Annotated in this window: 26 protein-coding genes; 15 read left to right on the forward strand and 11 right to left on the reverse strand. The window is 66.8% G+C overall.

Annotation, left to right across the window (positions count from 1 at the left end):
• Both HOV91_RS25685 and HOV91_RS25690 read right to left on the reverse strand, forming a co-directional pair.
• Positions 1-236 (reverse strand): hypothetical protein (locus tag HOV91_RS25685; RefSeq protein WP_174187966.1); only part of this gene is annotated, 236 nt, incomplete at its 3' end.
• Between the two features lie 269 nt (positions 237-505).
• On the reverse strand, positions 506-973 hold the full coding sequence (locus tag HOV91_RS25690; protein ID WP_246350816.1) for a MarR family winged helix-turn-helix transcriptional regulator: 468 nt from the start codon (positions 971-973) through the stop codon (positions 506-508).
• 114 nt (positions 974-1,087) lie between these two features.
• Between HOV91_RS25690 and HOV91_RS25695 the strand changes: the two genes are divergently transcribed.
• A complete protein-coding gene (locus HOV91_RS25695) occupies positions 1,088-2,215 on the forward strand; it encodes an NADH:flavin oxidoreductase (RefSeq protein WP_174187967.1) in 1,128 nt (375 codons plus the stop codon).
• A 182-nt stretch (positions 2,216-2,397) separates the two neighbouring features.
• Positions 2,398-3,423: a hypothetical protein gene (locus HOV91_RS25700; RefSeq protein WP_174187968.1), complete on the forward strand. Its 1,026-nt coding sequence runs from the start codon at positions 2,398-2,400 to the stop codon at positions 3,421-3,423.
• 54 nt (positions 3,424-3,477) lie between these two features.
• Here HOV91_RS25700 and HOV91_RS25705 read toward each other — a convergent pair whose 3' ends face one another.
• The gene (locus HOV91_RS25705; protein WP_174187969.1) at positions 3,478-4,062 is read right to left on the reverse strand and encodes an isochorismatase family protein; all 585 of its coding nucleotides are present in this window, start codon (positions 4,060-4,062) and stop codon (positions 3,478-3,480) included.
• Between the two features lie 109 nt (positions 4,063-4,171).
• Complete coding sequence (locus HOV91_RS25710) at positions 4,172-5,452, reverse strand: MFS transporter (protein WP_312884770.1); 1,281 nt, start codon at positions 5,450-5,452, stop codon at positions 4,172-4,174.
• A gap of 132 nt (positions 5,453-5,584) precedes the next feature.
• On the opposite strand from HOV91_RS25710, the gene HOV91_RS25715 reads away from it, so the two are divergent.
• The 5 genes from HOV91_RS25715 to HOV91_RS25735 all read left to right on the forward strand — a co-directional run bounded on the left by HOV91_RS25715 (position 5,585) and on the right by HOV91_RS25735 (position 10,980).
• Positions 5,585-6,553 (forward strand): LysR family transcriptional regulator, encoded by a 969-nt coding sequence (locus HOV91_RS25715; RefSeq protein WP_174187971.1) that lies wholly within the window; start codon positions 5,585-5,587, stop codon positions 6,551-6,553.
• 479 nt (positions 6,554-7,032) lie between these two features.
• On the forward strand, positions 7,033-8,076 hold the full coding sequence (locus HOV91_RS25720) for an ABC transporter substrate-binding protein (RefSeq protein ID WP_174187972.1): 1,044 nt from the start codon (positions 7,033-7,035) through the stop codon (positions 8,074-8,076).
• Entirely contained in the window at positions 8,073-9,110 is a 1,038-nt protein-coding gene (locus tag HOV91_RS25725) for a FecCD family ABC transporter permease (RefSeq protein ID WP_217441155.1), read from the forward strand. Before HOV91_RS25720 ends, HOV91_RS25725 begins: the two co-directional genes overlap by 4 nt.
• Positions 9,107-9,916: an ABC transporter ATP-binding protein gene (locus tag HOV91_RS25730; protein ID WP_174187974.1), complete on the forward strand. Its 810-nt coding sequence runs from the start codon at positions 9,107-9,109 to the stop codon at positions 9,914-9,916. Before HOV91_RS25725 ends, HOV91_RS25730 begins: the two co-directional genes overlap by 4 nt.
• A gap of 317 nt (positions 9,917-10,233) precedes the next feature.
• A complete protein-coding gene (locus HOV91_RS25735; protein ID WP_174187975.1) occupies positions 10,234-10,980 on the forward strand; it encodes a hypothetical protein in 747 nt (248 codons plus the stop codon).
• A gap of 38 nt (positions 10,981-11,018) precedes the next feature.
• Here the strand turns inward: HOV91_RS25735 and HOV91_RS40860 are convergent, their stop codons facing one another.
• Positions 11,019-12,140 carry an RsbRD N-terminal domain-containing protein gene (locus HOV91_RS40860; protein WP_174187976.1) on the reverse strand — a complete coding sequence of 374 codons (1,122 nt, stop codon included), beginning with the start codon at positions 12,138-12,140 and terminating at the stop codon, positions 11,019-11,021.
• A 140-nt stretch (positions 12,141-12,280) separates the two neighbouring features.
• On the opposite strand from HOV91_RS40860, the gene HOV91_RS25745 reads away from it, so the two are divergent.
• A complete protein-coding gene (locus tag HOV91_RS25745) occupies positions 12,281-12,658 on the forward strand; it encodes a nuclear transport factor 2 family protein (RefSeq protein WP_174187977.1) in 378 nt (125 codons plus the stop codon).
• Positions 12,659-12,675: 17 nt separating this feature from the next.
• Here the strand turns inward: HOV91_RS25745 and HOV91_RS25750 are convergent, their stop codons facing one another.
• Complete coding sequence (locus tag HOV91_RS25750) at positions 12,676-13,284, reverse strand: pyridoxamine 5'-phosphate oxidase family protein (RefSeq protein ID WP_174187978.1); 609 nt, start codon at positions 13,282-13,284, stop codon at positions 12,676-12,678.
• A 2-nt stretch (positions 13,285-13,286) separates the two neighbouring features.
• Positions 13,287-13,661 (reverse strand): DsrE family protein, encoded by a 375-nt coding sequence (locus HOV91_RS25755; protein WP_217441147.1) that lies wholly within the window; start codon positions 13,659-13,661, stop codon positions 13,287-13,289.
• Positions 13,662-13,792: 131 nt separating this feature from the next.
• On the opposite strand from HOV91_RS25755, the gene HOV91_RS25760 reads away from it, so the two are divergent.
• The 3 genes from HOV91_RS25760 to HOV91_RS25770 all read left to right on the forward strand — a co-directional run bounded on the left by HOV91_RS25760 (position 13,793) and on the right by HOV91_RS25770 (position 16,568).
• Positions 13,793-14,368, forward strand: coding sequence for a TetR/AcrR family transcriptional regulator (locus tag HOV91_RS25760; RefSeq protein ID WP_312884771.1), 576 nt, complete (start codon positions 13,793-13,795; stop codon positions 14,366-14,368).
• 224 nt (positions 14,369-14,592) lie between these two features.
• Positions 14,593-16,098, forward strand: coding sequence for a DEAD/DEAH box helicase (locus HOV91_RS25765; protein ID WP_246350819.1), 1,506 nt, complete (start codon positions 14,593-14,595; stop codon positions 16,096-16,098).
• 218 nt (positions 16,099-16,316) lie between these two features.
• A complete protein-coding gene (locus HOV91_RS25770) occupies positions 16,317-16,568 on the forward strand; it encodes a WGxxGxxG family protein (protein ID WP_174187981.1) in 252 nt (83 codons plus the stop codon).
• A 51-nt stretch (positions 16,569-16,619) separates the two neighbouring features.
• On the opposite strand, the gene HOV91_RS25775 is transcribed toward HOV91_RS25770, so the two are convergent.
• Both HOV91_RS25775 and HOV91_RS25780 read right to left on the reverse strand, forming a co-directional pair.
• On the reverse strand, positions 16,620-17,519 hold the full coding sequence (locus tag HOV91_RS25775) for a serine hydrolase (RefSeq protein WP_174187982.1): 900 nt from the start codon (positions 17,517-17,519) through the stop codon (positions 16,620-16,622).
• Positions 17,516-18,391 (reverse strand): LysR family transcriptional regulator, encoded by an 876-nt coding sequence (locus HOV91_RS25780; protein WP_174187983.1) that lies wholly within the window; start codon positions 18,389-18,391, stop codon positions 17,516-17,518. The genes HOV91_RS25775 and HOV91_RS25780 overlap by 4 nt, the downstream gene beginning before the upstream one ends.
• Positions 18,392-18,555: 164 nt before the next feature.
• On the opposite strand from HOV91_RS25780, the gene bla reads away from it, so the two are divergent.
• Together bla and HOV91_RS25790 are read left to right on the forward strand one after the other, a co-directional pair.
• Positions 18,556-19,485, forward strand: coding sequence for a class A beta-lactamase (gene bla / locus HOV91_RS25785; RefSeq protein WP_174187984.1), 930 nt, complete (start codon positions 18,556-18,558; stop codon positions 19,483-19,485).
• A 310-nt stretch (positions 19,486-19,795) separates the two neighbouring features.
• Positions 19,796-20,800 (forward strand): glycerophosphodiester phosphodiesterase family protein, encoded by a 1,005-nt coding sequence (locus HOV91_RS25790; RefSeq protein WP_174187985.1) that lies wholly within the window; start codon positions 19,796-19,798, stop codon positions 20,798-20,800.
• 238 nt (positions 20,801-21,038) lie between these two features.
• Here HOV91_RS25790 and HOV91_RS25795 read toward each other — a convergent pair whose 3' ends face one another.
• The gene (locus HOV91_RS25795) at positions 21,039-21,887 is read right to left on the reverse strand and encodes a hypothetical protein (protein WP_174187986.1); all 849 of its coding nucleotides are present in this window, start codon (positions 21,885-21,887) and stop codon (positions 21,039-21,041) included.
• 98 nt (positions 21,888-21,985) lie between these two features.
• The gene (locus tag HOV91_RS25800; protein WP_174187987.1) at positions 21,986-22,930 is read right to left on the reverse strand and encodes a MerR family transcriptional regulator; all 945 of its coding nucleotides are present in this window, start codon (positions 22,928-22,930) and stop codon (positions 21,986-21,988) included.
• Positions 22,931-23,041: 111 nt separating this feature from the next.
• Here HOV91_RS25800 and HOV91_RS25805 point away from each other — a divergent pair, with 111 nt between their 5' ends.
• Together HOV91_RS25805 and HOV91_RS25810 are read left to right on the forward strand one after the other, a co-directional pair.
• A complete protein-coding gene (locus HOV91_RS25805; protein WP_174187988.1) occupies positions 23,042-23,296 on the forward strand; it encodes a hypothetical protein in 255 nt (84 codons plus the stop codon).
• A gap of 250 nt (positions 23,297-23,546) precedes the next feature.
• Positions 23,547-23,750, forward strand: a complete 204-nt coding sequence (locus HOV91_RS25810) for a cold-shock protein (RefSeq protein ID WP_040871014.1) — start codon at positions 23,547-23,549, stop codon at positions 23,748-23,750.
• Positions 23,751-23,899: the final 149 nt, after the last annotated feature.

A 23,899-nucleotide genomic window follows, 5' to 3' on the forward strand; every position in this document is an offset into this window, starting at 1 on the left:
GGGGTGAGGTTGGTTTGGCCGCCAGGGGTGAGGTTGGTCTGACCACCGGGGGTCAGATTGGTCTGCGGACCGCACACCAGATTGGGCCAGCGACAGGTCGGCAGGTTGGGATCCTGAGAGGCTTGGGCGACGCCGGCCGTCACCAGGCCCACGCCCAGCAGGGCGGGTGCCGCGGCGAGCGCCACGGCGCGTGCGAACCGGTGGGTGCGGCGGGTCGAGCGCTGGTTGGTCGTCAAGTGAGGTGCTCCTTCGTTTCGTGTGGCGAGGCGGTCCCGCTCTCGTGGTGACGCGGTCAAGCCTCATCGACGCCGGGCCACGCCGAAAGGGCACCCAGGGTGCGCGGCAACCCACCCACAATGTGGTTCGATCCCACCAAGGTGGGCTTCGGTTCCGTCACCCCGACGGTGACAGCCATCGACAACTCGCTGCGCCGACCACGGTCGCGCCTCGCCGGGTACGGCGGTGTGCTACACAGTGCGGGCGATGGGACCGGAGTCGTCGGCGCCTAGCGACCGGCGACCGATGCAGGTGAGTCCGATCGGGTATCGAGCCGGGCCAGGAAAACCCGTTCCAGCAGTGCGTACAGACAATTCCGGTCCTGGTCGCTGAGCCTGTTCAGGCCGTCTTGGGTGGCGCGCATTCTCGCCCGGATCGTGTCGATCACCTGCTCGCCCTCGGGCGTGATGACGAGATTGGTGACGCGCCGATCGGATGTGCTGGCCTCCCGGCGCACGAAGCCACGCTTCTCCAGCCGGTTGATGATCCCGGTGACGTTGGAGGCGTCGCAGACCAAGGTCTCGGCCAGGGTGCGCATCGCGACGGGCCCCCGGCGCAGCACGGTCAGCGTCTTGCCCTGGCTCGCCGTGAGGTTCTCACTCGCCGCCGCGGCGGTGAAGTCACCGTAGTAGGTGCCGAGGGCCACCGAGAGCAGCTCCATGAGCTGGGCCGTGTCGACGCGGGGAGCTTCTGCCATGAGAACCACCCTATCCGCAGAAACTTGACCATCTCAAATATCTACCTCTACGGTGTCGGCATTGCTTGAAGTTCTCAACCATCGACCTTCTCGAGTACCACCAGGAGTCATCCAGTGAGCGTCACCGCGTCCCAGGCGTCCCGCACGGCCGAGATCCTGTCCCGGCCCGTCACGCTGAACGGCCTGACCGTCCCGAACCGCATCGTGATGGCACCGATGACGCGCATGTTCTCCCCCGGCGGCATTCCGGGTGACGACGTGCGGTCGTACTATGCCCGCCGCGCCGCCAACGGCGTGGGCCTGATCGTCACCGAGGGCACCTACGTCGGCCACGAATCCGCCGGGCAGAGTGACCGTGTGCCACGGTTCCACGGTGAAGAGCAGTTGGCAGGGTGGGCGAAGGTCGCCGAGGACGTACACGCGGCGGGCGGCACGATCGTGCCGCAGCTGTGGCACATCGGCATGGTCCGCAACCAGGGCGACGCGCCCTACCCCGACGCGCCCGCCGTCGGCCCCTCCGGTATTCGCGTCGACGGCACGGAGGGTACCGGTAAGGCGATGACCCAGCGGGACCTGGACGACGTCATCGGCGCCTTTGCCGAGGCCGCGGCGGACGCCGAGCGGATCGGCTTCGACGGCGTCGAACTGCACGGTGCTCACGGCTATCTCCTCGACCAGTTCCTGTGGGCGCGGACGAACCGCCGCGACGATGTCTACGGCGGTGATCCCGTGGCTCGTACGAGATTTGCGTCCGAGGTCGTGGCCGCGGTCCGGGCGGCCGTCTCCCCCAGCTTCCCGGTGATCTTCCGTTACTCGCAGTGGAAGCAGGAAGCCTACGACGGCCGGCTCGCCGAGACTCCGCACGAGCTGGAGGCGATCCTGGCTCCGCTCGCCGCGGCCGGCGTAGACGCCTTCCACGCCTCCACCCGTCGCTACTGGCTCCCGGAGTTCGACGGCTCGGACCTGAACCTGGCAGGCTGGACCAAGAAACTCACCGGCAAGCCCACCATCACCGTCGGCTCGGTCGGCCTCGACGGCGACTTTCTCCGCGCGTTCACCGGCAAGGGCGCCGAACTCGGCAGCCTCGACAACCTCATCGATCGCCTGGAGCGCGACGAATTCGACTTGGTCGCCGTCGGTCGCGCCCTGCTCCAGGACCCGCAGTGGGCGTCCAAGGTCCTGGCGGGGCGGATCGATGAGTTGAAGCCGTACGACGCGGCGGCTCTGAACACGCTGAGCTAGTGCCGCATCCAGAAAGGTTGATGCCGTAACTGCCCGAATTGGCGGTTGATCCGCGGCCGGTGACCGGTGAGACCGTTGACGCATCGGGATTTCTAGCCGTATCGCGCTGCGACGCAGACGTACTCACGTGCCTCCCTTCCTCAGCCACCTGGCACACGCGGACTGCTGGCAGGATGCACGCTATGCGCTTCACCGTCCCCGCCGTGATATCGATGATGGCGGTAATCCCGCTGACTGGATGTTCTATACCGGTGCATGGACCCGACCAGGCCGAGCGTGACAGCTGGTCGCAGGTGATCGAGACGGCCATCCAGGCTCTTCCGGGGGTGGTCGATGCGTCACATTTGTTCGATTACGAGGGCAAGTCCCGCACGTACCATTCCCAGCTGAATGTGCAACTCGAGGATGGAGCCACACCGGACGAGGCCGCGTCCGTGGTGCGTGCCATGGGAGCCCAGCAGCTTCCGCCGCGCTACAAAGGCGACCAGACCGAGGTCGATCTCGACCGGATGACGGACTCTTATTCTGCGAATTGGCGGTTCGGTCGGGACGTGAGCAGGGAAGCGAACTCGGCACACACCTGGGTCAGAGTCTCGGCCCCCGGCACACAGGTGGACTGGTCGTCACGCGGCATCGACGTAGACCAGATGAGCAACGTCATCAGCGTCTCGGCGGGCTCCGAGGCCGAACCCCACCATGCCACCGCGGCGATGCGCCGAGTCATCCAGGACTTTCCCGAACTGGCGCCCAACGATTGGACGGTGGCCACCCTTGCTGTGGAGAGCGGGTTCAAGAATCACTCGAGACTGGAAGCCGGGTGGCTCAACTCGGGCCGCCGACCCATCTTCCCGCCCAACCGACTCCGCTTCCCGTCCAATAGCGAACTCGAGATGTGGGAGTGGTTCCTGACCGATCAACCCACCCCATTCTTCGTCGAGATTTCCGTATACGACCCACCCGGCAAAGCAGGCCGCACCCTGGACGTCGCGATATTTCCTCCTGTCGGAAAGCAACTCACCGCTGCGCAGGCAACACAACTCGCCGAACGGCATCTTCCCTACTTGGCCCAACCCGGTGCCGTGGTCGACTACACGATCGAAACACGCAACGGCCCCGCTTTCGCGGTCTTCATCGGCGGTTGCCAGCCATCCTGGCGCGATGTTTCACCGGAGTCGCAGGCCTACGCGAGTCAGTATGAACGCTGCTAGTACCGCGTCAGGCAACCTTCCATTTCCGAGCTGCGCGTGCAGGGCGTCCGGGTCTCAGTTGCGGGTCTCGGCAAGCATTTCAACGATCTCGGTGGTGCAACCGGTCTCGCCGAGGAGAGGAAAGATCCGTTCGACGCTGTTGCGGTGCGCCTCCGCGTCCAGATCGGCCATGGCGTCCGTCGCGAGCGTGACGCGGTAGCCGTGTTCGTAGGCGGCGCGGGCGGTCGACTCCACGCCGATGCTGGTGGTGAGCCCGGCCAGCACGATCTGCGTGACGCCGCGGCGGCGCAGTTGCAGATCGAGGTCGGTTCCGTGGAAGGCGCCCCAGGTGCGCTTGGTGACTGTGATGTCGTCAGGGTGGCCGGCGAGGTCATCGACGACGACATCCCAGCCGTCGGGCAAAGAACCGGGCTGGCTACGGAGCTCGTTGCGACCCGGAGCTGCATACGATCCGTCCGCACGGGCCGTGACCCGCACCAGGACGACCGGAGCGCTGTGTTCGCGGAAGGCGTGGGCCAGCTCGACCGCCCGGGCCAGCACCTCGGGGCCGGTGTAGGGGACCGTGGGAGCGTCGATGATGGCGTTCTGCAAGTCGATGATGACCAGCGCGGTGGAGGAGTCGAGTGCGGTGACAGTCATGAATTGCGCCTTTCCTGCATGGGCGGCTCAGCCGCGGTGTCTGATGTGTGGCTCGGGGCCAGTTCTTGCTGTTGCGTGGCTTGGCATCTGAAAACAGTTGGCGGCCTCGCTATTCGGCCTCATTCGAGCCGCCGCCTGGCTGTGGTCGGGCAGAAGCTGTTGCCACCGCAAGATCGGGTGTAGGTGGGCAATCCTGGCGGTGGGGCAGCAGCAGCGGGCTGGCGAGGATCAGTAGTCCGGCGACCGTGATAGCGGTGCGTGGGCTGGTGGCGTCGGCGAGCAGTCCACCGAGCGCGCTGAGAATGGCGATGGAGGCGCCGCTGCTGATCGACCAGGCCGACAGGGTACGGGCGACGCGGTCCGCTGGTGTGTGCTCGAGTCGATAGGTGGCCAGTACCGGGTTGTACAGGCTCATGCTGATGATGATCGCGAGCTCGACAACGATCACAGTGACGAGGCCGACGACACCGGGCTGGACGAACACGAGGCCGATCAGCCAGACCGCGCGCAGCGCGCCGACGGTACGCAGGACCCGGTGTTGGCCGTACCGCGCCACCACACGGCCGGCGAGGCGTGAGCCGATGAGTCCGCCGAGGCAGGGGGCGGCGAAGGCGAGGCCGTACTGCCAGGGCGGGAATCCGAGCTGGCGCAGCAGCAGCACCGCCAACAGCGGCTCGGTGGCCATGATCAGTCCGCTGACGAGCAGCTGGTTGAGGTAGAGCGCCCGTAGGACGGGATGAGCCAGCAGGTGTCGCCAGCCATCGAACAACTCGCTGGTCCGGACCCGGTGCTTGTCGTTTCGCTGCGGGTGTTCCTCTCGTCCGCGAATCGCCGTGACGCCCAACGCGGAGAGCAGGTAGCTGACCGCGTCGGCCACCACGGTGGCGACCGGCCCGAACAGGCCGATCGCCGCCCCACCCAGTGGCGGCCCGACAGCGATGGAACTCCAGTTCGTGGACTCGAACCGCGCATTGGCCACGAGCAGATCCTCCGGCCGCACGAGTGCCTTCAGATAGGCGCCGCTCGCCGCATTGAAGGCGATCTTCGCAGCGGCAACCACGGCCGAGACGACCAGCAACTGGACGAAACCGAGCCGGCCGAAGGCGTAAGCCAGCGGGATCGTCGCCATGACCGCGAACCGCGCCAGATCCATCGTGATCATCACCGGCCGCTTGCGGCGAAACTCCACCCACGGCCCGAGCGGCAACGCGATCAGCGCACCCACTGCCGGCCCCACCGCTGACAGCACGGACACCTGCAAGGGGCTGGCGTGCAATACCAGCACGGCGATCAGCGGTATCGCACCGAACCCCAGCCCGGAGCCGTAGGCGCTGACTGCGTAGGACGCCCACAGCCATCCGAATCGCCGGCCCAGGGATCGTCTGGCCACCACGCTCCGTACCTCCCGTTTCGAACAACTCGCTGTTGATCGCTGTGATCCAAGCAAGGCCGAGGATGCGGAATCAAACAACCGCTGTGGCGGCGAGCCACAACCATATGTTGTGCAGGTAGGGTTTGCAGCGTGGATCTGGATGCCGTGCGCACCTTCGTCGTCGCAGCGGACGCCGGCCAATTCCAGGAAGCCGCCGCGCACCTGTCGATCACCCAGCAGGCGGTCTCCAAGCGCATCGCGACTCTGGAGAAATACCTGGATGTGCGCTTGTTCGCCCGCACGGCCCGCGGCGCCCAGCTCACGATCGACGGCCAGGCATTCCTGCCCCACGCCCGTGAAGTGCTTCGGGTCGCCGACCGCGCCGACGCCTCCGTACGCCCGGGCCGACGCGTGCTACGCGTAGATGTCGTCGCCCGGCGCGTCGTCACGGCCGTGCTCCTGCAGGACTTCCACCGCACGTATCCTGACATCGAGCTGGACGTCGTCACTCTCGATGCCGACGTCGACGCAGCGATCGCCGCTGTGGAAGCCGGAACGATCGACGCCACCTTCCACGCCGTCCCCCCGCAGCAGCATCTGCCCAAGGCGATCAGCACTGCCCGAGTGATCGACGAGCCGCACCAGCTGCTCGTCGGCCCCCGCCACCCACTCGCCAACGCCCGCGTTGTCACACCCGCGCAACTGGCCGGACACCGAATCTGGATGCCCGGCCTTCCTGCCCGCGGCGAGGTAGCCGACTACTACACCGAACTCACCACCACCTTCGGGTTCACCATCGACGTACTCGGCCCGGTCTTCGCCAAAGAGGCCCTGCTGGACGAAATCGCCGACTCCTCCGATCTGGCGACCCTGATCGGCGAACGCTCGCGATATCTGTGGCCCGACAGCTACGACCTGCGACGCATACCGGTGCGTCACCCGACACCGGTCTACCCGATGTCGATAATCTGGCGCGACGACAATCCGCACCCCGGCCTCATCAAACTTCGCGACTACCTCCACTCCAGACGAGCGGAAGCACCCGCTACCGAGGTCTGGATACCGGAATGGGCGCAGCGTATTCCGCGCACCACGGCCACGTTCGCTGATCGGCAGTGACCGCAGCCTATCCGCCGCCACTTCGCGGCGAAATCCGTCATCGTCTTCTCTTGAATGGGAGCCGCGGGCGGTCCTGAATCAAAAACGAACGTTCACGAGACACCTTGCGCGGCCGACAGTTTCCCCAGGCCGCATCGAAGATCGGATCTCTCGAGTCGAATCGGCGACCAGCGGATGCGAGCGGTCCAGGGCAAGCGCTACGTGCTGACCGGCTCGGAACTCGACCCGGTGATCCGCGAGATCGGCGCCATCGAAAAGCTGTCTGCTCAGCGCGCTGACACTGGCCTGCCTCGGCCCGTCCGTCGAGGCCCGGTCGTCCGGGTATCATCAGCGCAGCGATTGTCGAGGGAACACCGGTGTGAATCCGGGGCTGACGCGCAACGGTAACGGCTCGAGGGGGCCGAAGCCCGACTACTCGGCGATCGTCGCACCACTTTCGAGGCTCCGCGATCGAGCCCTGACGAAGGAGTTCACGCGCGATGCGCCTGGCCTTGCGGCACCTCTGTGTCCTATCGGTTCTCACCTCGACACTGGCCATCGCCGGATGCGGAAACGCCGACCCGGCTGCCGACACAGCGGGCGGTTCGCACGACGGCTTTCCGCTCACGCTGCAGAACTGCGGTCGCTCGGTCACCATCGACTCGCCACCGCAGCGGGCGGTCGCACTGAATCAGGGATCGGCCGAAATCCTGCTGTCTCTCGGTCTGGCCGACCGCCTCGTCGGCACCGCCACCTGGACCGACCCCGTGCGCGCCGACCTGGCCGACGCGAACACGAAGGTGCCTCGGCTCGCCGACAACAAGCCCTCCCTCGAGGTGGTGCTCGGCGCCGAGCCCGATTTCGTCTCCGCGTCCTTCGGCGGCACCCTGGGACCTGGAGGCGTCGCCGATCGTGACCGCTTCGACCAGCTCGGCGTGCCCACCTATCTGTCCCCGACCGACTGTGACGGCAAGTCCGCGGTGAGTGTGAATTCCGACGGCGCCCGCACCGAGCCGCTACGCATCGATTCCGTCTACACCGAGATCCGGCAGCTGGCAACGATCTTCGACGTCGAGGACCGTGGTGAGACTCTGATCGCTTCGCTGCGGCAACGGCTCGAGTCGGCGACGGCCACCGCCGGATCGCACGCAGGAACGACCATGGCGTTCTGGTTCTCCGACCTGCGCACACCGTATATGGCCGGTTGCTGCGGTTCCTCCGGCATCATCGCCAACGCGGTCGGCGCGAAGAACATCTTCGCCGACACGACCGACGAGTGGCCGCAGGTCAGCTGGGAAACCGTCGCCGACCGCGATCCTTCGGTGTTGGTGCTGGCCGATCTGAGCAGGCGCACCATCGACGGAGACGCACTCGACAGCAAAATCGCGTTCTTGCACGCCAACCCGGTGACCTCGCGAATGACCGCGGTGCGGGAGAAGCGCTTCGTCGTGGTCAGCGGCGCTGACCTGAACCCGTCACTGCGCACCGTGGACGGCGTGGAGAAGCTCGCCGCGGCGCTGGCGCAGTGGGGACCGGTCCGCTGACCGGGCTCGCCCCGCGACGCGGTAGCGCCGTCACAGCGGTCGGGCTGGCCGTGGGCTGCGTGGTGCTGGTGGGCTCGATCGCGATCGCTTTGACCATCGGCCCGGCCGAGCTGTCGGTGGGTGAGGTGTACGCGGTGGTGGGCGAACATCTCGGGTTCGGCCGGGCCGAGGTGAGCCGGATCAAGGACGGCATCGTGTGGGAGTTGCGGCTGCCCAGAACCCTGCTCGCCGCGGTGTGTGGCGCCGGGCTGGCGTTGTGCGGGACGATCCTGCAGTCGGTCCTGCGTAACCCGCTCGCCGACCCGTTCGTTCTCGGCATCTCCGCGGGCGCTTCCACCGGCGCGGTGCTGGTCGCGGTGCTCGGGCTCGGCGCGGGGGCGATCTCGCTGGCCGCCGGTGCCTTCGGCGGCGCGGTGGCCGCGTTCGCGCTGGTGCTGATCCTGGCAGCGGCGGCAGGCGGTGGCACCGCGCGGATCGTGCTCGCCGGTGTCGCCGGAACTCAATTGTTCTCCGCCCTCACCTCGTTCATCGTGGTCTCCAGCGCCGACGCCGAACAAACCCGCGGAGTGCTGTTCTGGTTGCTCGGTTCGCTCGCGGGCGCGGACTGGTCCGACGTGGTCGTGTGCGCCACAGTGACCGGTATCGGTCTGGTGATCTGCTTCAGCCGGGCCGCTGCCCTGGACGCGTTCACCTTCGGCGCAGCCTCCGCCGCGTCGCTCGGCATCCCGGTGCGGGCAACCAGGGCACTACTGCTCGGAGTCACCGCGTTGATGACCGCGGCACTGGTCAGCGCGGCAGGGGCGATCGGTTTCGTCGGGCTCGTGCTGCCCCACGCGGCCCGCTTCCTGGTCGGGCCGCGCCACAGCAGACTGCTGCCCACCGCCGTCGTCGCAGGCGCTGTGTTCACCGTCTGGGTCGACGTCGCGGCACGAACACTATTCGCGCCCACCGAGATCCCCGTCGGTGTCGCGACCGCTCTGATCGGCGTGCCTGCGTTCATCGTGCTGTTGCTGCGGAATCGAGCGATGACATGACCCTGCGTGCCGAGGAGCTCCGCTGGACCCGCGGCGGGCATCTGATCGTCGACGACATCACCGTCGAACCGGAACCGGGCGAGACCATCGGCCTGCTCGGCCCCAACGGTTCCGGCAAATCGTCGCTGTTGCGGCTGCTCAGCGGTATCGCCCGCCCCGACAGCGGCCGGGTACTGCTCGACGACACCGATATCGCGACGCTGCGCCGCAACCGGATCGCCCGGCGCGTCGCGGTCGTCGACCAACACGCCGACACCGAGGTCGACATCACCATCACCGACGTCGTGTCTCTGGGGCGGATTCCGCATCGCGGCGTCTTCGGCGGCGACGCTGCCGCGGACGCCGATGCAGTGCGACAAGCCCTGTCCCACACCGGTATGACCGGCAAAGCGAGCGACCGCTGGCACACACTGTCCGGCGGCGAACGCCAACGCACCCAGATCGCGCGAGCACTGGCGCAGCGACCGCGCGAATTGCTTCTCGACGAACCGACCAACCACCTCGACATCCGCCACCAGCTCGACATTCTCGCCCTGGTCGCGTCCCTCCCTGTCACCAGCTACATTGCGTTGCACGACCTCAACCTCGCCGCGATGTTCTGCGACCGGCTACTGATTCTCGCCGAGGGCCGCATCGTCGCGATGGGCCGCCCCACCCAGGTGATCACCACCGATTTGGTCGAACAGGTGTATCGCGTGCGGGCGCAGATCACCACCGACCCCGAGCACGGCTACCCCGTCGTGTCGTTTCGACCGCCTCTGCCCGAAAAGCCGAGCAGGTCGGAGGCCACCCTCGAAGCGCCGTGACCCGCGCAGCACTCAGTTCTCCGCTACGCACGATCACAGATGCGCTGGGCGTAGGGCAGGTCGTGGGTTCCCAGGACGAGTGTGGTTGGCAGGGGCGAGCAGGATGTCGGAAACAATTCGCCGGAACTCGCGGTGAGCACACCATTGAGATTCAGCATCAACGTCGACCGGGCTCCACTCATCGGTGTCGAACACTGCTCGCGTTCGGTGGGGCGCGGTTCGCGGCCGACCACGCTGTGGAACGATGACGCAAAGCGCTGGAATCGACGGTCTGCGTCAGTGTGCTTGCCGAGCACGAAGGCGCGGATAGGGTACCGATGGATGCAAAACGCAACGACCGCAAGGTTGTTGACCCAGGGCGCTTCGATCCGGACACACCGAAGCGACGGATCTCCCAGCAGTCCCATCAGTGGTTGCTGACGCGTATCCAGACCCCAGTCGTCCGCGAACGCGCAACGACGCTGCGGACAGTAACAGCGACGGTGGCGCTCATGCTGGTAGCGGCGGTCGCGCTAGCCGGGTCGATAGTAGCTATTGCCTACGCTCTCCCCCTGATCAACGAATTCAGCGATGGGTGCAAGAAGTTGTCGGAAAGGGACGTCATCGGTGCGCTCGGGGCCGGAACGACGGTTGGCAGCTTCGATTACGAGCCCCCGCCTTCCGCCGCTCCGGCCCCGAATACGGCCAGTAACGTGCTGGCGGAAGGGGACATTTGCGCTCGGTCTGTCAGCGGATGGAAGGACGGCGACCGCGTGCGCAGCAGCATAATGTTCGCCAGGACGCAGACTGGAAGCGATGCGACGGCTGTATTCCGACGTGAGCGGGAGAAAGCCCTCACCCGCGACCCCCAGGACACAGGAACGCTGAGAACCTTCTTCCTGAACGACACCCGGCTCGGCGATGAAGCGTTCTGCACTGTCACCAAGAACGCCTATCACCCCGCTCATGGCGTGCTGGTGCGTTTCGGCGACAAGGTGGTGTACGTCGATGTCCCCACTGTCAGCATCCTGACCGATAGGGAAAACTGCGATCGGGCACGACGGCTTGCCAACGAACTCCGCTAGCTCCCGCGTCCGCCCCGGCAGCGCGAGAAGCGTTGCCGTCAGGACTGGTCGTCCGGTGCCCGGAGCAGCCGTGCTTGCAGAGCCAGATACAACAGCGCCGCATCAGCGGGCACCGCGAATGCTGAACCGGTGAGCCGCTCTATCCGTTTGAGTCGGTGCAAGACCGTGTTGCGGTGCAGGTGCAGGTGCTCCCCGACCGCCGAGGTGGAACCGCCGAGCTCGTACCAGGCCAGAGCGGTCCGCACCAGAGCGGCGGCGTCACTGGGGTGGAGTCGGTCGAACGCGGTCAGCGTCTCGGCGAGGAGGTCCGCGGCGAGTGCGGGTTGGGCCGCGATCAAAGCACGGGCCGGTGACGAAGCGTAGGTGTGGATTTCGGTGTCCGACGGGCTCAGACACTGGAACGCGAGGCGGGCTTGGCCGAGTGCGGCAGGGGCTTGGATCAGGTCGGTAAACGGTTTGCTGGCGCCGCCGCGCGTCGTCGCGTCGTGGAGTGCCTGGACGAGCGTGAGCGGCGAGTGCGCGGCGGCGAGGGTGACGCGGTCGTCGGCGAGCAGCGTCCGCACGGTGGTCACTCCGGCCGCAGCCAAGCGAATGTCACCGACCAGGATGACGAACGTGGCTCGGGCGGGCAGGCGCATCCGGGTGCCCAAGTCCGCGCGCTGTGCGGGTGGGAGGTCGGGATCGAGCAGGGCGCGCAACAGCCGTTGATCGGGGTGGTCGCCCCCGGTGAAGGCGACGCGCCGATAGGTGTCGGCGGCTGCGACGGAGTACTCGTCGACAGTGGCCCATACCCGGGTGGACAGCTGGGGCAGCGCGGAACGGTCGTCGAGCCGAGCGCGTTCGACGATGACCTCCCAGAACGCCATGCCCGCGACGCGGAACGCGTGCAGCAAACTGTCCAGCGGAATGCCTCGCTCGGCTTTGAGGCGTCCGGCCCGGTGCGCGGGTTCGAGCGAGTACCGGCTGCCTGCGATGGCGTCCAGCAATGCCGCGAGACTGTCGGTGACGAGCGTGGCCAATTCGTGGTGAGCGAGGACGGCGTCGCCGTAGTCCTTCTCGTCGTGCTCGATTCTCGCGGTGATCATCTCGGAGATTGCGGCAAGGTCCGCCCGCAGCTCGCGGAGCAGGCGCGGGTGCGCGGGACGAGTGTCCTGAGTCACTACCGACAACCTAGCGCGCATTGTGCGTGGGCACAACGGGTTTGGGTGAAATGGAGGCGTGCGCCCGTCGCCGCGACGGGCGCACGCCGACGACACTGAGGTGGCATGATCCGCACGACGGAGTACCGGAGACCACCTTCATGACCACTGCCACGCGCGAATTGTTCGAGCGCTACCACGCCTGCTGGGTAGACCGCGACCCGGACCGAATCGTCGAACTGCACACCGCCGACTCGGTGTTCCACCTGCACTCGGGCCAGGAGCCCGCACGAGGCAGGCCCGCCATCCGCGAGGCCGCCGCAGGGACCTTCGCCCTGGTTCCCGACCTGACCTTCCACCTGGTGTCGCTGCGTGTCGGGGACGACTTCTGGGTGGTGCAATGGCGGCTGACCGGAACTTCCGCGACCGGCAAGCAGGTCGACGTCGACCTCGCGGACTATGTTCTGGTCGAGGACGGAGCGGTCAAAGAGAAGCACTCCTACGTCGACGGAGTCGCCATGCAGCAGGCCCTCGGGTAACCGGAGATATTCCCGGCTTACGCGTGTGCTGTCCCCTTCTGCCGCGCGGCCAGTTGTGTTTCCAGTTGCCGGATGCGTTCGCGCAGCGGTTCGGTGAGAACGCGTACTTCGTCCGCGGTGAATCGTGGAGTGATGAGTTTCGGGCAGTTCCAGTCGAAGGCGACGACTTCGACGGTTATGAGCCCTTCGAGTTTGCCATCGATGCCATGTCGGTCGAGTGTTTCGGGGTCCGGATCGGGGTCGAACCGTGCATGCCCGAGAATCTTGAGCCGCTTGCGGTTCGGGTAATCGACTGCGATGATCGCGACCCGGTCGTCGTTGTCGAGGTGACCGGCTGTGATGTATTGCCGGTTGCCGGTGCGCTCGGCCCATGCCAATCGAGTAGGGCCGAGCACCTTCACGAAGCCCGTCGGCCCGCCGCGATGCTGAACGTAGGGCCAGCCGTTGCGTCCCATTGAGGCGAGGTAGAAGCTGTCGCGACGGGTGAGGAACTCGGCTTCCGCCGCGCCCATGCCCTCGGGCACGGGCGCGGCGGACAGCGCGTGTTCGTAGCGGCCGTATGAACCTTGACGGCGTTGATGCGCCTGCTCATCCGGCCCGAACGTCAGGGCGAAGAAGTTCTCCATGGTCAGAACGAAAGGATGCGGTATCCGTCGTCAACCAGGGCGCGCAGGCTGGCCAGGCCGGAGGTGCCCGGCAGCGGGTTGTCCTTGATCAGGTCCATACCACTGGCCTGCACGCCCTGACTGCTGCCGAAGACATCGGCGCATCCGCATGAGGCACCGGCGATGGTATGGCGCACTGCTTGATAGACCTCGTACGCGGGATGATCGGGCGCGTTGAGCAGCTCAGGCCAGCGGGTGCCCGCCCCGTGGAACTGCACACGGACCTCGTTGCCGGCCTGATCGAAGTCGTAGGCAGCCGCGAGTGCGTTGAACAGCCGGCCGAGAGCTTCGTCGCCGCCTTTGGGGTCGCTCAGCACGAGTACCGCGGTCTTGGTCACAGCTTCTCCGATCATGAAGTCTTCTCCTTCAACTGAGAACGAGCGTTCTCGCTCGACACGGTTAGCATAGGAGAACGATGGTTCTCAACGCAAGGGAGTCGGCCGTGCAAGATGAATCGGATGCGCTACGGGTGCTTGCCGCCGCCGAGCGTTTGTTCAACGACCGCGGAATACAAGCGGTGGGCATGGACGCCATACGCGACGCGGCGGATGTACCGCTGAAGCGTCTCTATCGGCAGTTCCCCTCGAAGGCAGATCTCGTGCGTGCCGTACTGGGGCAGCGCGACTGTGCGGTGCGCGCGGCGATCGCCGATTTTGTCGACGCACATGCGGATACGCCTCGGGAGCGGGTGCTGGCCGTGTTCGACTTCTTGTTCGAGTGGTTCGCCGAACCCGGCTTCCGGGGCTGCCTGTTCATCAACACGGTCGGGGAACTGGGCGGCACCTCCGACGACGTCGGCCGGATCGCCAGGCAGCACAAACTCGCGGTGCGCGACTACCTGGCCGATCTCCTGGCCGACTGCTCGGTTCCGGAAGCGTTGGCCGACCAGCTGCTGATTCTTGCCAACGGCGCGATGGTCACCGCCGCCATGCATGACGATCCCCGAGCTGCACGCCGGGCACGCGACGCAGCCGAGATCCTCCTGTCGGCGGCCGAACTCCCGGCGGCCCAGCCCTGGCCAGAGGCGAGAAACATCACTCGATGAGTACGAACCGCCCATCACAGGCTATTGTTGATCAAGTGCGTGACATGTCACGCCAAGCGTCGTAGATCGCATTCGCTGCGCAACCAGCGCTTGCCGCATCCGCTCTTCTTACGGCGATCGATTTTGCCCATCGGCAATCTCGCCATTCGTGCCTCCGGCGCGGACCCGGAAGGTCCGCAGACGGCTCGGGCACCACCTGATGTCCGAAAGGCACCGCAACACCTATGAGTACTGCTGACATCTCCTTTGCCGCGCTCGGCGTGAGCCCACCGCTGGTGAAGGCGTTGACTCGCGCCGGGATCACCGAACCTTTTCCGATCCAGACCGATACGCTGCCCGATTCGCTGGCCGGACGCGACGTGCTGGGCCGTGGCCGGACCGGCAGCGGCAAGACGCTCGCCTTCACCATTCCGATGGTCAACCGTCTGGGCGGCGGCCTCGCCGGTAGGCGCGCACCGAGCCGCCCGACCGGCCTGGTGCTGGCGCCGACACGGGAATTGGCCACCCAGATCGCCGCCGCGCTGGAACCCCTCGCCGCGGCCTATCGCATGACCGTCACCACGATTTTCGGTGGGGTCCCGCAGAACCGGCAGGTCCGGGCGCTGCGCGCCGGTGTCGACATTGTCGTCGCCTGCCCCGGCAGGCTCGAGGATCTGATGAACCAACGTCTGATCTCCCTGGATGCCGTCGAGATCACCGTTATCGACGAGGCCGACCACATGGCCGACCTCGGATTCCTGCCAGGCGTGACCCGCATTCTCGCGGCCACCCCGAACGCCGGTCAGCGCCTGCTGTTCTCGGCCACTCTGGACAACGGCGTCAACAAGCTGGTCAGCCGCTTCCTGCGGGATGCCAAGCTGCATTCGGTCGATGAGGCGAACTCCCCGGTCGCCGCCATGACCCATCACGTGTTCGAGACCGCGAGCGTCGAAGCCAAGCGCGAGGTCGTCCACCGGCTCGCCTCGGGCTCGGGTCGGCGAATCCTGTTCATGCGCACCAAACATCAGGCTCGCAAACTGGCCAAGCAGCTGACCCTCGCCGGAATTCCGGCCGTCGATCTGCACGGCAACCTCTCGCAGGGTGCCCGCGACCGCAACCTCGCGGTCTTCGCCGCCGGTGATGCCCTGGTGCTGGTGGCGACCGATGTGGCCGCGCGCGGCGTGCACGTCGACGGTGTCGAGCTGGTCGTGCACGTTGATCCGCCCGCCGAACACAAGGCGTACCTGCACCGTTCGGGCCGTACCGCGCGCGCAGGCAACTCCGGTGAAGTGATCACCCTGGTGCTGCCCGGCGAACGACGCGACCTGGCCGACCTCATGCGCAAGGCCAAGATCACGGTGACCCCGCAACGTGTCACCGCCGACTCGCCCGTGGTGGCCGAGCTCGTCGGCACGATTGCCCCATTCGTCGCGCCCTCCTACAGCGAGCGGGCGGCACGGGAAGACGACCGCCGCAGCAGTGGCGGACCGTACCGCAGCAGCGGCGGACCGCGCCGAGGCAATGGCGGACCGCGGCAGGGCAATGGCGGGGTGCGCCAAGGCAGTGACGGACCGCGCCAAGGCAATGGCGGACCGCGCCAAAGCAATGGCGGACCGCGCCAGGGCAGCGACGGGATGCGCAAGGGCAGTGACGGGGTGCGCCAAGGCAGCAGCCGTCGCAACGGCGGCGCGGCGCAAGGGCAGTCGCGCACCAAGCCGCGCGCTCACTCCGCGCGCGGAACGGCCGCATAGGGCCCGTTTTCGGTCGCCTCCGAGACAACCGGCCCGGGGCCTTGTGGAGCGAGCGCGCTGGTCGATCCCGCCTGGCGCGCCGACCGCTGATTCGACCATGCCTTGATGTGGGAGCGCATCCGCGGCGGGTCGGCCGCAGGGAAACGATCATGTTGAGTTTCCGATCTTTCCCACCGGGTACCGCCGGGGGGTCAACCAGCGAAAGGGAGTGATGCACTATGCGCAAGACCATCGCGATCCCCTTGACAGCCCTGGCCCTCACATTCGGCGGAGTCGGGATAGTGGAAGCGACTCCTGCTGCCGCGACCACACAGACGGCCCAAGAAACCCACGTCGACGACGACCACAGTGACAAGACCGGCCTGTGGGGTTTGCTCGGTCTCCTCGGCCTGGCCGGCCTGGCAGGACTTGCTCGCCGCAAAGACAACCGCACAAGCCCCACCGCCGGAACCCGCCCCCGCCAGCCCTGACGCGGCGATCGGCCAACGGCCCCTGTCACGCGACAGGGGCCTTGGGTGACGTCACCCTTGCGGTAAGGGAAGGCGGAGTTCGGTGACGGCGATGCGAGCGGTTTCGGCGATGGCGGCGTCGACAACGGGCAGGTGCGGGTCCGCGCGGGCCGCCCGGGTGAATATCGCGACCGCGACGGGGTGCTCGCCGGGAAATTCGACGACCGCTACCTCGTTGCGGATAACCCCGATGGTTCCGGTTTTGCCTGCGACCGACACACTGCGGTAGGGAAATCCGGCGGTGACGCGGTGCGGCCAGACTTGGTGGCGCATGACGGTGCGGACGAATTCGGTCTGCTGGTCGGACAGCACCGTGCCGCTCCAAAGTGCGCGCAGGAGCCGGGTCATTTCCTCCGGGGTCGTCGCGCTCGTGTACGACGGGTCGTACGCCGACACCGACCATGCCTCGTCGTTCTCGGCGAGCACGGCGAACGCTTCGGCGGTGGTGTGGGTGTCGGTGTCGCGGACGAGGCTGCGGTGCAGATCCGCGGTACCGCCTACGATCCGGGTGCGGGTGAGGCCGAGATCGTCCAGCAGGCCCTCCACCGCACCGAGGCCCGTCGCGCCGAGCAGGACATCGGCGGCGGCGTTGTCGGAGACGGTCATCATCGAAGCCGCGAGGTCGCGCAGGCTCATGGTGACCGGGTCGCGCATGACGGCGATGCCGGTGGGCCCCGGCGTGCAATCGGAGGGTGTGACCGTCAACCGGGTAGCAGGATCGAGGCGCCCGGCGTCGACGAGTCGGCAGAACGCGACGAACAGCGGCAATTTGTACACCGACGCGAGCACCACCCGCTCGTCGCCGCCCACGGATATCTCGGTCGCGGAGCCGTCGCACCGGCGGGCGTGCAGCCAGCCGCTGCATCCGGCGTCGGCGAACACGGCGCGGATCCTGTCCTCGGCGGTGCTCATCGCAGCCGCTCCCGATACAGCACCCGGTCGACGGCATCGGCATGGGCATCAGCGCCCGGACGGTAGACGACGCGGACGCGCAGGGCGACCGCCTGTGGCGCGATGCGCAGCCAGGTCACGCCGGGCGTGGACGATGGGGGCACGGCGGTGAGCCCGAAGCTCGTTCCGGCCGCCACCGCCGCGAACACGGTGCGATCGTCGGGCGCGGGCACGATCGGTGCGTCCAGGCCCCGCTCGCGCAACAGATCCACCACGGTGTCGAAGGCAGGAGGATTGGTGGCGCGCGGCGGGCAGGCGAAACTCAGTCCAGCGAGCATGGGAAAGGTGGGGCGTTCGGCGCCGGCGCTGCGATGATCCGACGGCACCAGGAGCCAGCGCGGAATCTTGACGACCGGGCGGACCTCGACACCGTCGACCAGCGCGGGATGCTCGACCACAGCGACATCGCACAGCCCAGAGCGCACGTCGGCGACCAGGTCGACGCTGGCGCCCACCGTCGTGGACACCGCGGTATCCGGGACGACCGCCGTGCGCAGTGCGCCCACACACGCCGTGACCACGCGGTCGGGCAACGCCGCTGTCGCGCCCCAATGCACGGCGCCGTGGGCACTCGCGATGCGGTGCGACTCGGCGAGCAGGCGCTCGGCGTCGTCCACGAGCAGCCGAGCGCGCGGGAGCAGCTGCTGTCCGGCCGACGTGAGCACGGCCCCCTGCCGGGTGCGGTGGATGAGGTCGACGCCGAGGTGCCGTTCGAGCCGCCGAAGTCCCTGCGACAGCGGTGGCTGGGTCATGTCCAGCGCGGCCGCCGCCCTGCCGAAGTGCCCTTCCTCCGCGATGGAGACGAAGAACCGAAGGTGGCGGATCAGGTCCATGCGGTCATTGAACCAGCGGATTCGCGGGCATCGGTCCCGCTGTCCCACCGGGCACACCGACCGGCGCCGAACCGCGGGCGAACCTGCGACGATATCCAAGTCGACTCGCCCGCGCCGGGGCCGGATATTGGCGTCGGCGGCGGCGTCGATGATGGGGTGCGGCAGTGACTTTTTCCGACTTTGCTCACCGTGCCCCGCTCGGTCGTCGCCGGCTTTTCGCCGCTGTGGCGGTGTCCGCGCTGTCCCTCGCCACCGCCGCGTGCGGGTCCGGCGCCGATGCGCCGACGGCCTCGAACACCACACCCGCCGCCACGGTCCCGTCGTTCGCCGAGATGGAGACGACACACTCCGCACGGCTGGGTGTGTATGCGATCGACACCGGCACCGGCCGCACCGTCGTCCATCGAGACGGAGAGAGATTCCCGATCGCCTCCACGTTCAAAGGTCTCGCGTGCGGGGCCCTCTTGCGCGACCATCCTCTGGCAACGGGTTACTTCGATCAGGTGATCCACTACTCCCGGTCCGAACTCGTCGCCAACTCGCCGGTGACCGAGAAACACGTCGATACCGGCATGACCGTCGCCGAGCTGTGCGATGCGACGATCACCCTGTCCGACAACACCGCGGGCAACCAGCTGCTGAAGCTTCTCGGCGGCCCGGAAAGCTTCACCGCGTTCCTGCGGTCCATCGGCGACACCACCTCCCGCCTGGACCGCTGGGAGCCCGAGTTGAACACCGCCATTCCCGGCGACGAGCGGGACACCACCACAGCCGCCGCCCTCGCCACCGACTACCGCAACCTCGTCCTCGGCGACATTCTCGCCGAACCCGAGCGAGCGCAGTTGAAATCGTGGCTGGTCGCCGCCAAGACGGGGGACGCACGCATTCGTGCCGCGCTGCCCGACGACTGGACCGTCGGCGACAAGACCGGCAGCCCCGCTTACGGCGGCGCGCTCGACGTCGCGATCGCTTGGCCGCCCGGACGCGCCCCCCTCGTCATCGCCGTGTTGTCCACGAAATTCGAGCAGAACGCCGAAGCCGACAACCCTCTCGTCGCCGAGGCCGCCCGCGTCGCGGTTGGTGCGCTCGGGTAGACCGAGCGATGAGCACCGAGCGGACCGGGCCTGCCTCTCCGGGGCCGCGGCCACCGTGCACAGCCACCGGCACGCAGGCGCCGTCCCCGCCCACCGCGAGAGCTTCGCTACCTGCTGCAGTCGGGTGGGCCCGGTCAGCACCGTCTTCCGGGCGATAGCCGCCGTTCAGCTGCGGGTATCGACGTGGAACCCGGTCGGCTCCCACCCCGGGCCGGTTCATTCCGATGACCCGTAAAGCCGAGGCGCACACCATAATCGGCGTTCGATCCGTACTCGCCGGTTGCGTCGCAAACGTGCAAGGATACCCCGCATGCCCGAGCCCGAGAGTGTTTCGCTCGCCGCCCCACAGCGGCGCTGGAAGAAGAAGCGCTACTGGATGCCCGTCATAGTCATCGCGTTGCTGGCCGGGTTCCTGTTCGCCAACAACACAACGCTGCTCGCAGCCGAGGCCGCGGGCAGGCCGCTGGTCCTCGCACATCGCGGAATGGCGCAGACCTTCGCCATGGACGGCGTCGATGCCGACACCTGCACCGCCGCGCGTATCAATCCGCCCGTGCACGACTATCTGGAAAACACCATCGCCGGGATCGAGGCCGCCTTCGACGCGGGCGCGGATCAGGTCGAGTTCGACGTCCACTGGACCGCCGACGGCGAGTTCGCGGTCTTCCACGACTGGACGCTCGACTGCCGCACCGACGGCACCGGCACCACCCGCGACCACACCATGGACGAGCTGCGGCAACTCGATATCGGGTACGGCTATACCGCCGACGGCGGCAAAACCTACCCGTTTCGTGGGAAGGGCGTCGGTCTCATGCCCACGCTCGACGAGGTGCTCGCCGCCTTCCCCACCCAGTCGCTGCTGATCCATATCAAGAGCAACGACCCCGCCGAGGGCGCGGCCCTGGCCGAACGGCTCGCCGCTGAAAAACCCGACCGGCTCACCGTCTACGGCGGGGACGAGCCGATCGCGGCCGTCCACGAGCGCTTGCCGGACATGCGCGTCATGTCCAAGCGGATCATGATCGACTGCCTGGGCCGGTACGAGGCCATGGGATGGACCGGCGCGGCCCCCGGCGCCTGCCGCCACACCCAGCTGCACATCCCGGAAGGCTACGCGCCCTGGCTGTGGGGCTGGCCGCAACGATTCGCCGAACGCATGGCCGACGCGGACGCCCGGATCGTGCTGGTCGCCGGATCCGGCGGCTTCTCCGAGGGCTTCGACACTCCCGAAGCCCTCGGCCGCATCCCCGCCGGATTCACCGGCCTGATATGGACCAATCGGGTCGACACCATCGCGGCCGCACTCCGGTAAGCACCGGCGCAGCAACCTCCCTGCGGCGATCACACAACTCGAACCCGACGGCGTAGCTCGTGCGGGTAACCGTGGCGGGCGGTGCTGGTGTTCGACATCGACTTGAAGGAGTTACGAGTTCTGGACGCGGATTGGGGCGGCCCCTGGTTCAAACAACCCCGCGCGCTGGTGGCATGAGGAAGTCGATGAGGTTCGCCCGTTGCGATTCCTGGCACTGTCGGGTTCGCCAGGTCGACCTTCATCGCTTTTCGTAAAAAATGACGAACTTGCGTGTGGGCTCCCACAGAATACGGCGAGGGTAGCTGCAATCAGCAACTGATACTTGGTTGTTGCGGACCCATTGCCCGTAGGCTGTCCCCGCCGGCAGACCCCACAGAATGCAGGCGGCACCAGCGCGGTACTGCTTGGTCGTATGCGAGCATTGAGCGTACGCTCGGTTGTCGCTCGCTGCTTGAACGAAGCACCCGTCTCCGGCATTGGCGGCGGGGGCCAAGGCTACTGAGGATCCTGTCAATACAACTGCGATTCCAGCGGCCATCAGAACTCGGCGGGCTCGATCGTATGACGCCATCGTTTCATCCTTAATGCACAGCATCGAATATGAGCGCCGGCGCATCCGTTCGGTGGAGTTACTCTCATCATGCGGGAGCATGGCGATTTCTACGAACACGTTCTCGCGCAGCTCATTTAGAGTACATGAATCGTGACTTGTCGCCGCGCGATTGCGGCGGACAATTCTCGTCATCCTTCGGATTTGGGGGGCATAGGGGCGAAAGAATTGAAGGCCGCCCGGTATTGAACAGACCGTGTCCGGATTCTCGGAAAACCCGAAAGTTGCCGACCGACAGCGGCTGCCGCGCCCGCCTCGGCAGTGTCGAGCAGAGAGCAGCGGCGCGGACGCGGCCAATCGATCGGCCGTGCCGGTGTTGGCGTTGCACCCGGACGGTGTGTGATCCTTCTCGAGGTCACCGGTTCCGTCGGCCACCAAGATCGCGTCGTGGGTGCCGAGGTGCTCGACCACGAACTCGCGCAAGTCCTCCCGCAGGCTGTTGTCGTCAATGCGTGCTGTGACCAGCAGATGCTGCATCGGTCCCGGACCTGTGGCCGGCATGTTCGGTCAGTGTTCAGCAGTTCTTGCTCGGCAGTTTCGACACCATCTCAACCTCGGGTGTGACGCAGCGGAATTCAGTGCCGGTTGTCGAGATCGGTGCGCAATGCATGGCCGAACCAGGTGAACACCGGTTCCAGATCCGGGAGCGGGGGCCAGCCGTTGATAATGGCTACCAACTGCCAATACCGCGTGACGCGGGGATCGTTGGCGACCTCGAGCCGTTCAAGGATCCACCGCTTCAACTGGTTGTCATCGGCCCTGCCGAAAGTCACGGCGTAGCGTGCGGTGATCGTGGCGACGATATCGCCGCCCTGCTCGGAGTCTGGTGCGAGCCCCGCGGCCAGCGCTCGGCCGACATCCACACGCACGGTCTCGGTCAGGTCGTGATGCAGGCCGGTGGAGTCTCCGTCGGCGCGTTGGGCCGCCTGATACTCGGCCATCCGCCGGACCGACGCGCGGAAGTCGGTGTCTTGCACCAACTCCACCAGTTCCATCCACGCCTCGACCTGCTCGGGGGTGGCGTCTTCGGGTAGTTCCGGCAGGCTCGAACGCAGCAGTTCCACCATGGCCGGATTGGCGTCGACCCCACCGAAGGTGTCGTCGATGAAATCGTGGATGAAGCGGCGCCGTTCGGCGTCGGACAGGTTCACCAGTTTGTGCATCAGATCCATCTCCTGAGGGTTCGATTCCCGGTTCGCGACCGCCGTCAACACCGCACGCCGCAGGCGCAGCGCCCGGATCTGCACGTCGAGGGCCGCTGCGTGTGCTGTGGCGACTTCGGCCAGCGAGGTCTCACGAGCCAGCACACGACGGACCGTGGCCAGATCGATATCCAGCTCACGCAGCGTCCGGACCAGTTCCAGTCGGGCCAAGGCGTCCATGTCGTACAGGCGGTAGCCGGCCGGGCTGTGACAGGTCGCCGGAACGATCCCCTTATCGGAGTAGAACCGGATCGTCTTCACCGAAAGACCGGTCCGCGCAGCCACCGCCCCGATCGTGAAGAGGTTCTCGTCGTCCATGCCCACAACCCTGCAGGCTCCCCCTGATGGAAACTCAACCCGACACCGCGACCGGCAGCACCCACCCACGCGCCGCACTGCCCCCGATCACGCAGTCGGGCCGGAGTAGAAGTGATCGGCACCTGGCCCGTGCCGGTGCCCGCCGCCATCCGGCTACTGGCGCGCGAGATCGGCGAAATCTGGTTCGACGACTACGATCCGATCACCTTCGGACATCCAGAGAACTTCGAGCCCACGTTCTGCCGCGCCGGCGCCCCAGGGACCTGGTGGCCGCTGCACACCAAAGCCGCTGCGGAAAGTTATTACGCCGACATCGATTCCGAGACCGGCGCCTGGGGCCGGGTCTTCTATCACTGGGAGGAGTAGCGCACCTTCGACGGCGTGCAGGCCGACAGCCCTGTTCACGAACTGGTCGAGTGAGGTGGACTGCCGAGCCTGCCGCCGACTCGCCAAAAGCGGCCGGGCGGTGGGTATGTGTCGGCCTGGAGCGATGTCAGGTCCGTAGCGCTGGAGGCGGTAGCCGTGCTGAGGGGGAGCTGAGGGTGTGGCATGCTTGACGGTGAGCACGGGCTGTTGAAGTGATCGCTCGGCTTACTACAGGAAGTTCACAAAGTACATGACGCAAGGCAGTGTGAAGTGGTTTAACGGCGAAAAGGGCTTCGGGTTCATCGCGCAAGACGGTGGCGGTCCCGACGTTTTCGTCCACTACTCCGAGATTTCCGGCTCCGGGTTCAAGTCCCTCGATGAGGGGCAGCGTGTCGAGTTCGAGATCGGGCAGGGCCAGAAGGGTCCGCAGGCTCAGAGTGTCCGCGCCATCTGAGAGTTGACGAACCGGAAACCCGCGCTACGGCGCGGGTTTCTCGTTTTTCCGAGCTGCGCTACGCGAATTGGTCATGTCCATCTCTGGGTGGTTTGACTGTTCAGTATCCCCACCTCCCGGCACACCCGGCGTCAGCCGCTGCTCGCCGA

The organism is Nocardia barduliensis (assembly GCF_013315795.1).
In the GTDB taxonomy this organism is placed as follows: Bacteria; Actinomycetota; Actinomycetes; order Mycobacteriales; family Mycobacteriaceae; genus Nocardia; species Nocardia barduliensis.

Bases quoted from the DNA above. Each gene is read 5' to 3' on its own strand.
- HOV91_RS25690 (WP_246350816.1), bottom strand. From the start codon at position 973: ATGGCAGAAGCTCCCCGCGTCGACACGGCCCAGCTCATGGAGCTGCTC.
- HOV91_RS25700 (WP_174187968.1), top strand. From the start codon at position 2,398: ATGCGCTTCACCGTCCCCGCCGTGATATCGATGATGGCGGTAATCCCG.
- HOV91_RS25705 (WP_174187969.1), bottom strand. From the start codon at position 4,062: ATGACTGTCACCGCACTCGACTCCTCCACCGCGCTGGTCATCATCGAC.
- HOV91_RS25720 (WP_174187972.1), top strand. From the start codon at position 7,033: ATGCGCCTGGCCTTGCGGCACCTCTGTGTCCTATCGGTTCTCACCTCG.
- HOV91_RS25730 (WP_174187974.1), top strand. From the start codon at position 9,107: ATGACCCTGCGTGCCGAGGAGCTCCGCTGGACCCGCGGCGGGCATCTG.
- HOV91_RS25735 (WP_174187975.1), top strand. From the start codon at position 10,234: ATGGATGCAAAACGCAACGACCGCAAGGTTGTTGACCCAGGGCGCTTC.
- HOV91_RS25745 (WP_174187977.1), top strand. From the start codon at position 12,281: ATGACCACTGCCACGCGCGAATTGTTCGAGCGCTACCACGCCTGCTGG.
- HOV91_RS25750 (WP_174187978.1), bottom strand. From the start codon at position 13,284: ATGGAGAACTTCTTCGCCCTGACGTTCGGGCCGGATGAGCAGGCGCAT.
- HOV91_RS25765 (WP_246350819.1), top strand. From the start codon at position 14,593: ATGAGTACTGCTGACATCTCCTTTGCCGCGCTCGGCGTGAGCCCACCG.
- HOV91_RS25770 (WP_174187981.1), top strand. From the start codon at position 16,317: ATGCGCAAGACCATCGCGATCCCCTTGACAGCCCTGGCCCTCACATTC.
- HOV91_RS25775 (WP_174187982.1), bottom strand. From the start codon at position 17,519: ATGAGCACCGCCGAGGACAGGATCCGCGCCGTGTTCGCCGACGCCGGA.
- HOV91_RS25780 (WP_174187983.1), bottom strand. From the start codon at position 18,391: ATGGACCTGATCCGCCACCTTCGGTTCTTCGTCTCCATCGCGGAGGAA.
- HOV91_RS25790 (WP_174187985.1), top strand. From the start codon at position 19,796: ATGCCCGAGCCCGAGAGTGTTTCGCTCGCCGCCCCACAGCGGCGCTGG.
- HOV91_RS25795 (WP_174187986.1), bottom strand. From the start codon at position 21,887: ATGCAGCATCTGCTGGTCACAGCACGCATTGACGACAACAGCCTGCGG.
- HOV91_RS25800 (WP_174187987.1), bottom strand. From the start codon at position 22,930: ATGGACGACGAGAACCTCTTCACGATCGGGGCGGTGGCTGCGCGGACC.
- HOV91_RS25810 (WP_040871014.1), top strand. From the start codon at position 23,547: ATGACGCAAGGCAGTGTGAAGTGGTTTAACGGCGAAAAGGGCTTCGGG.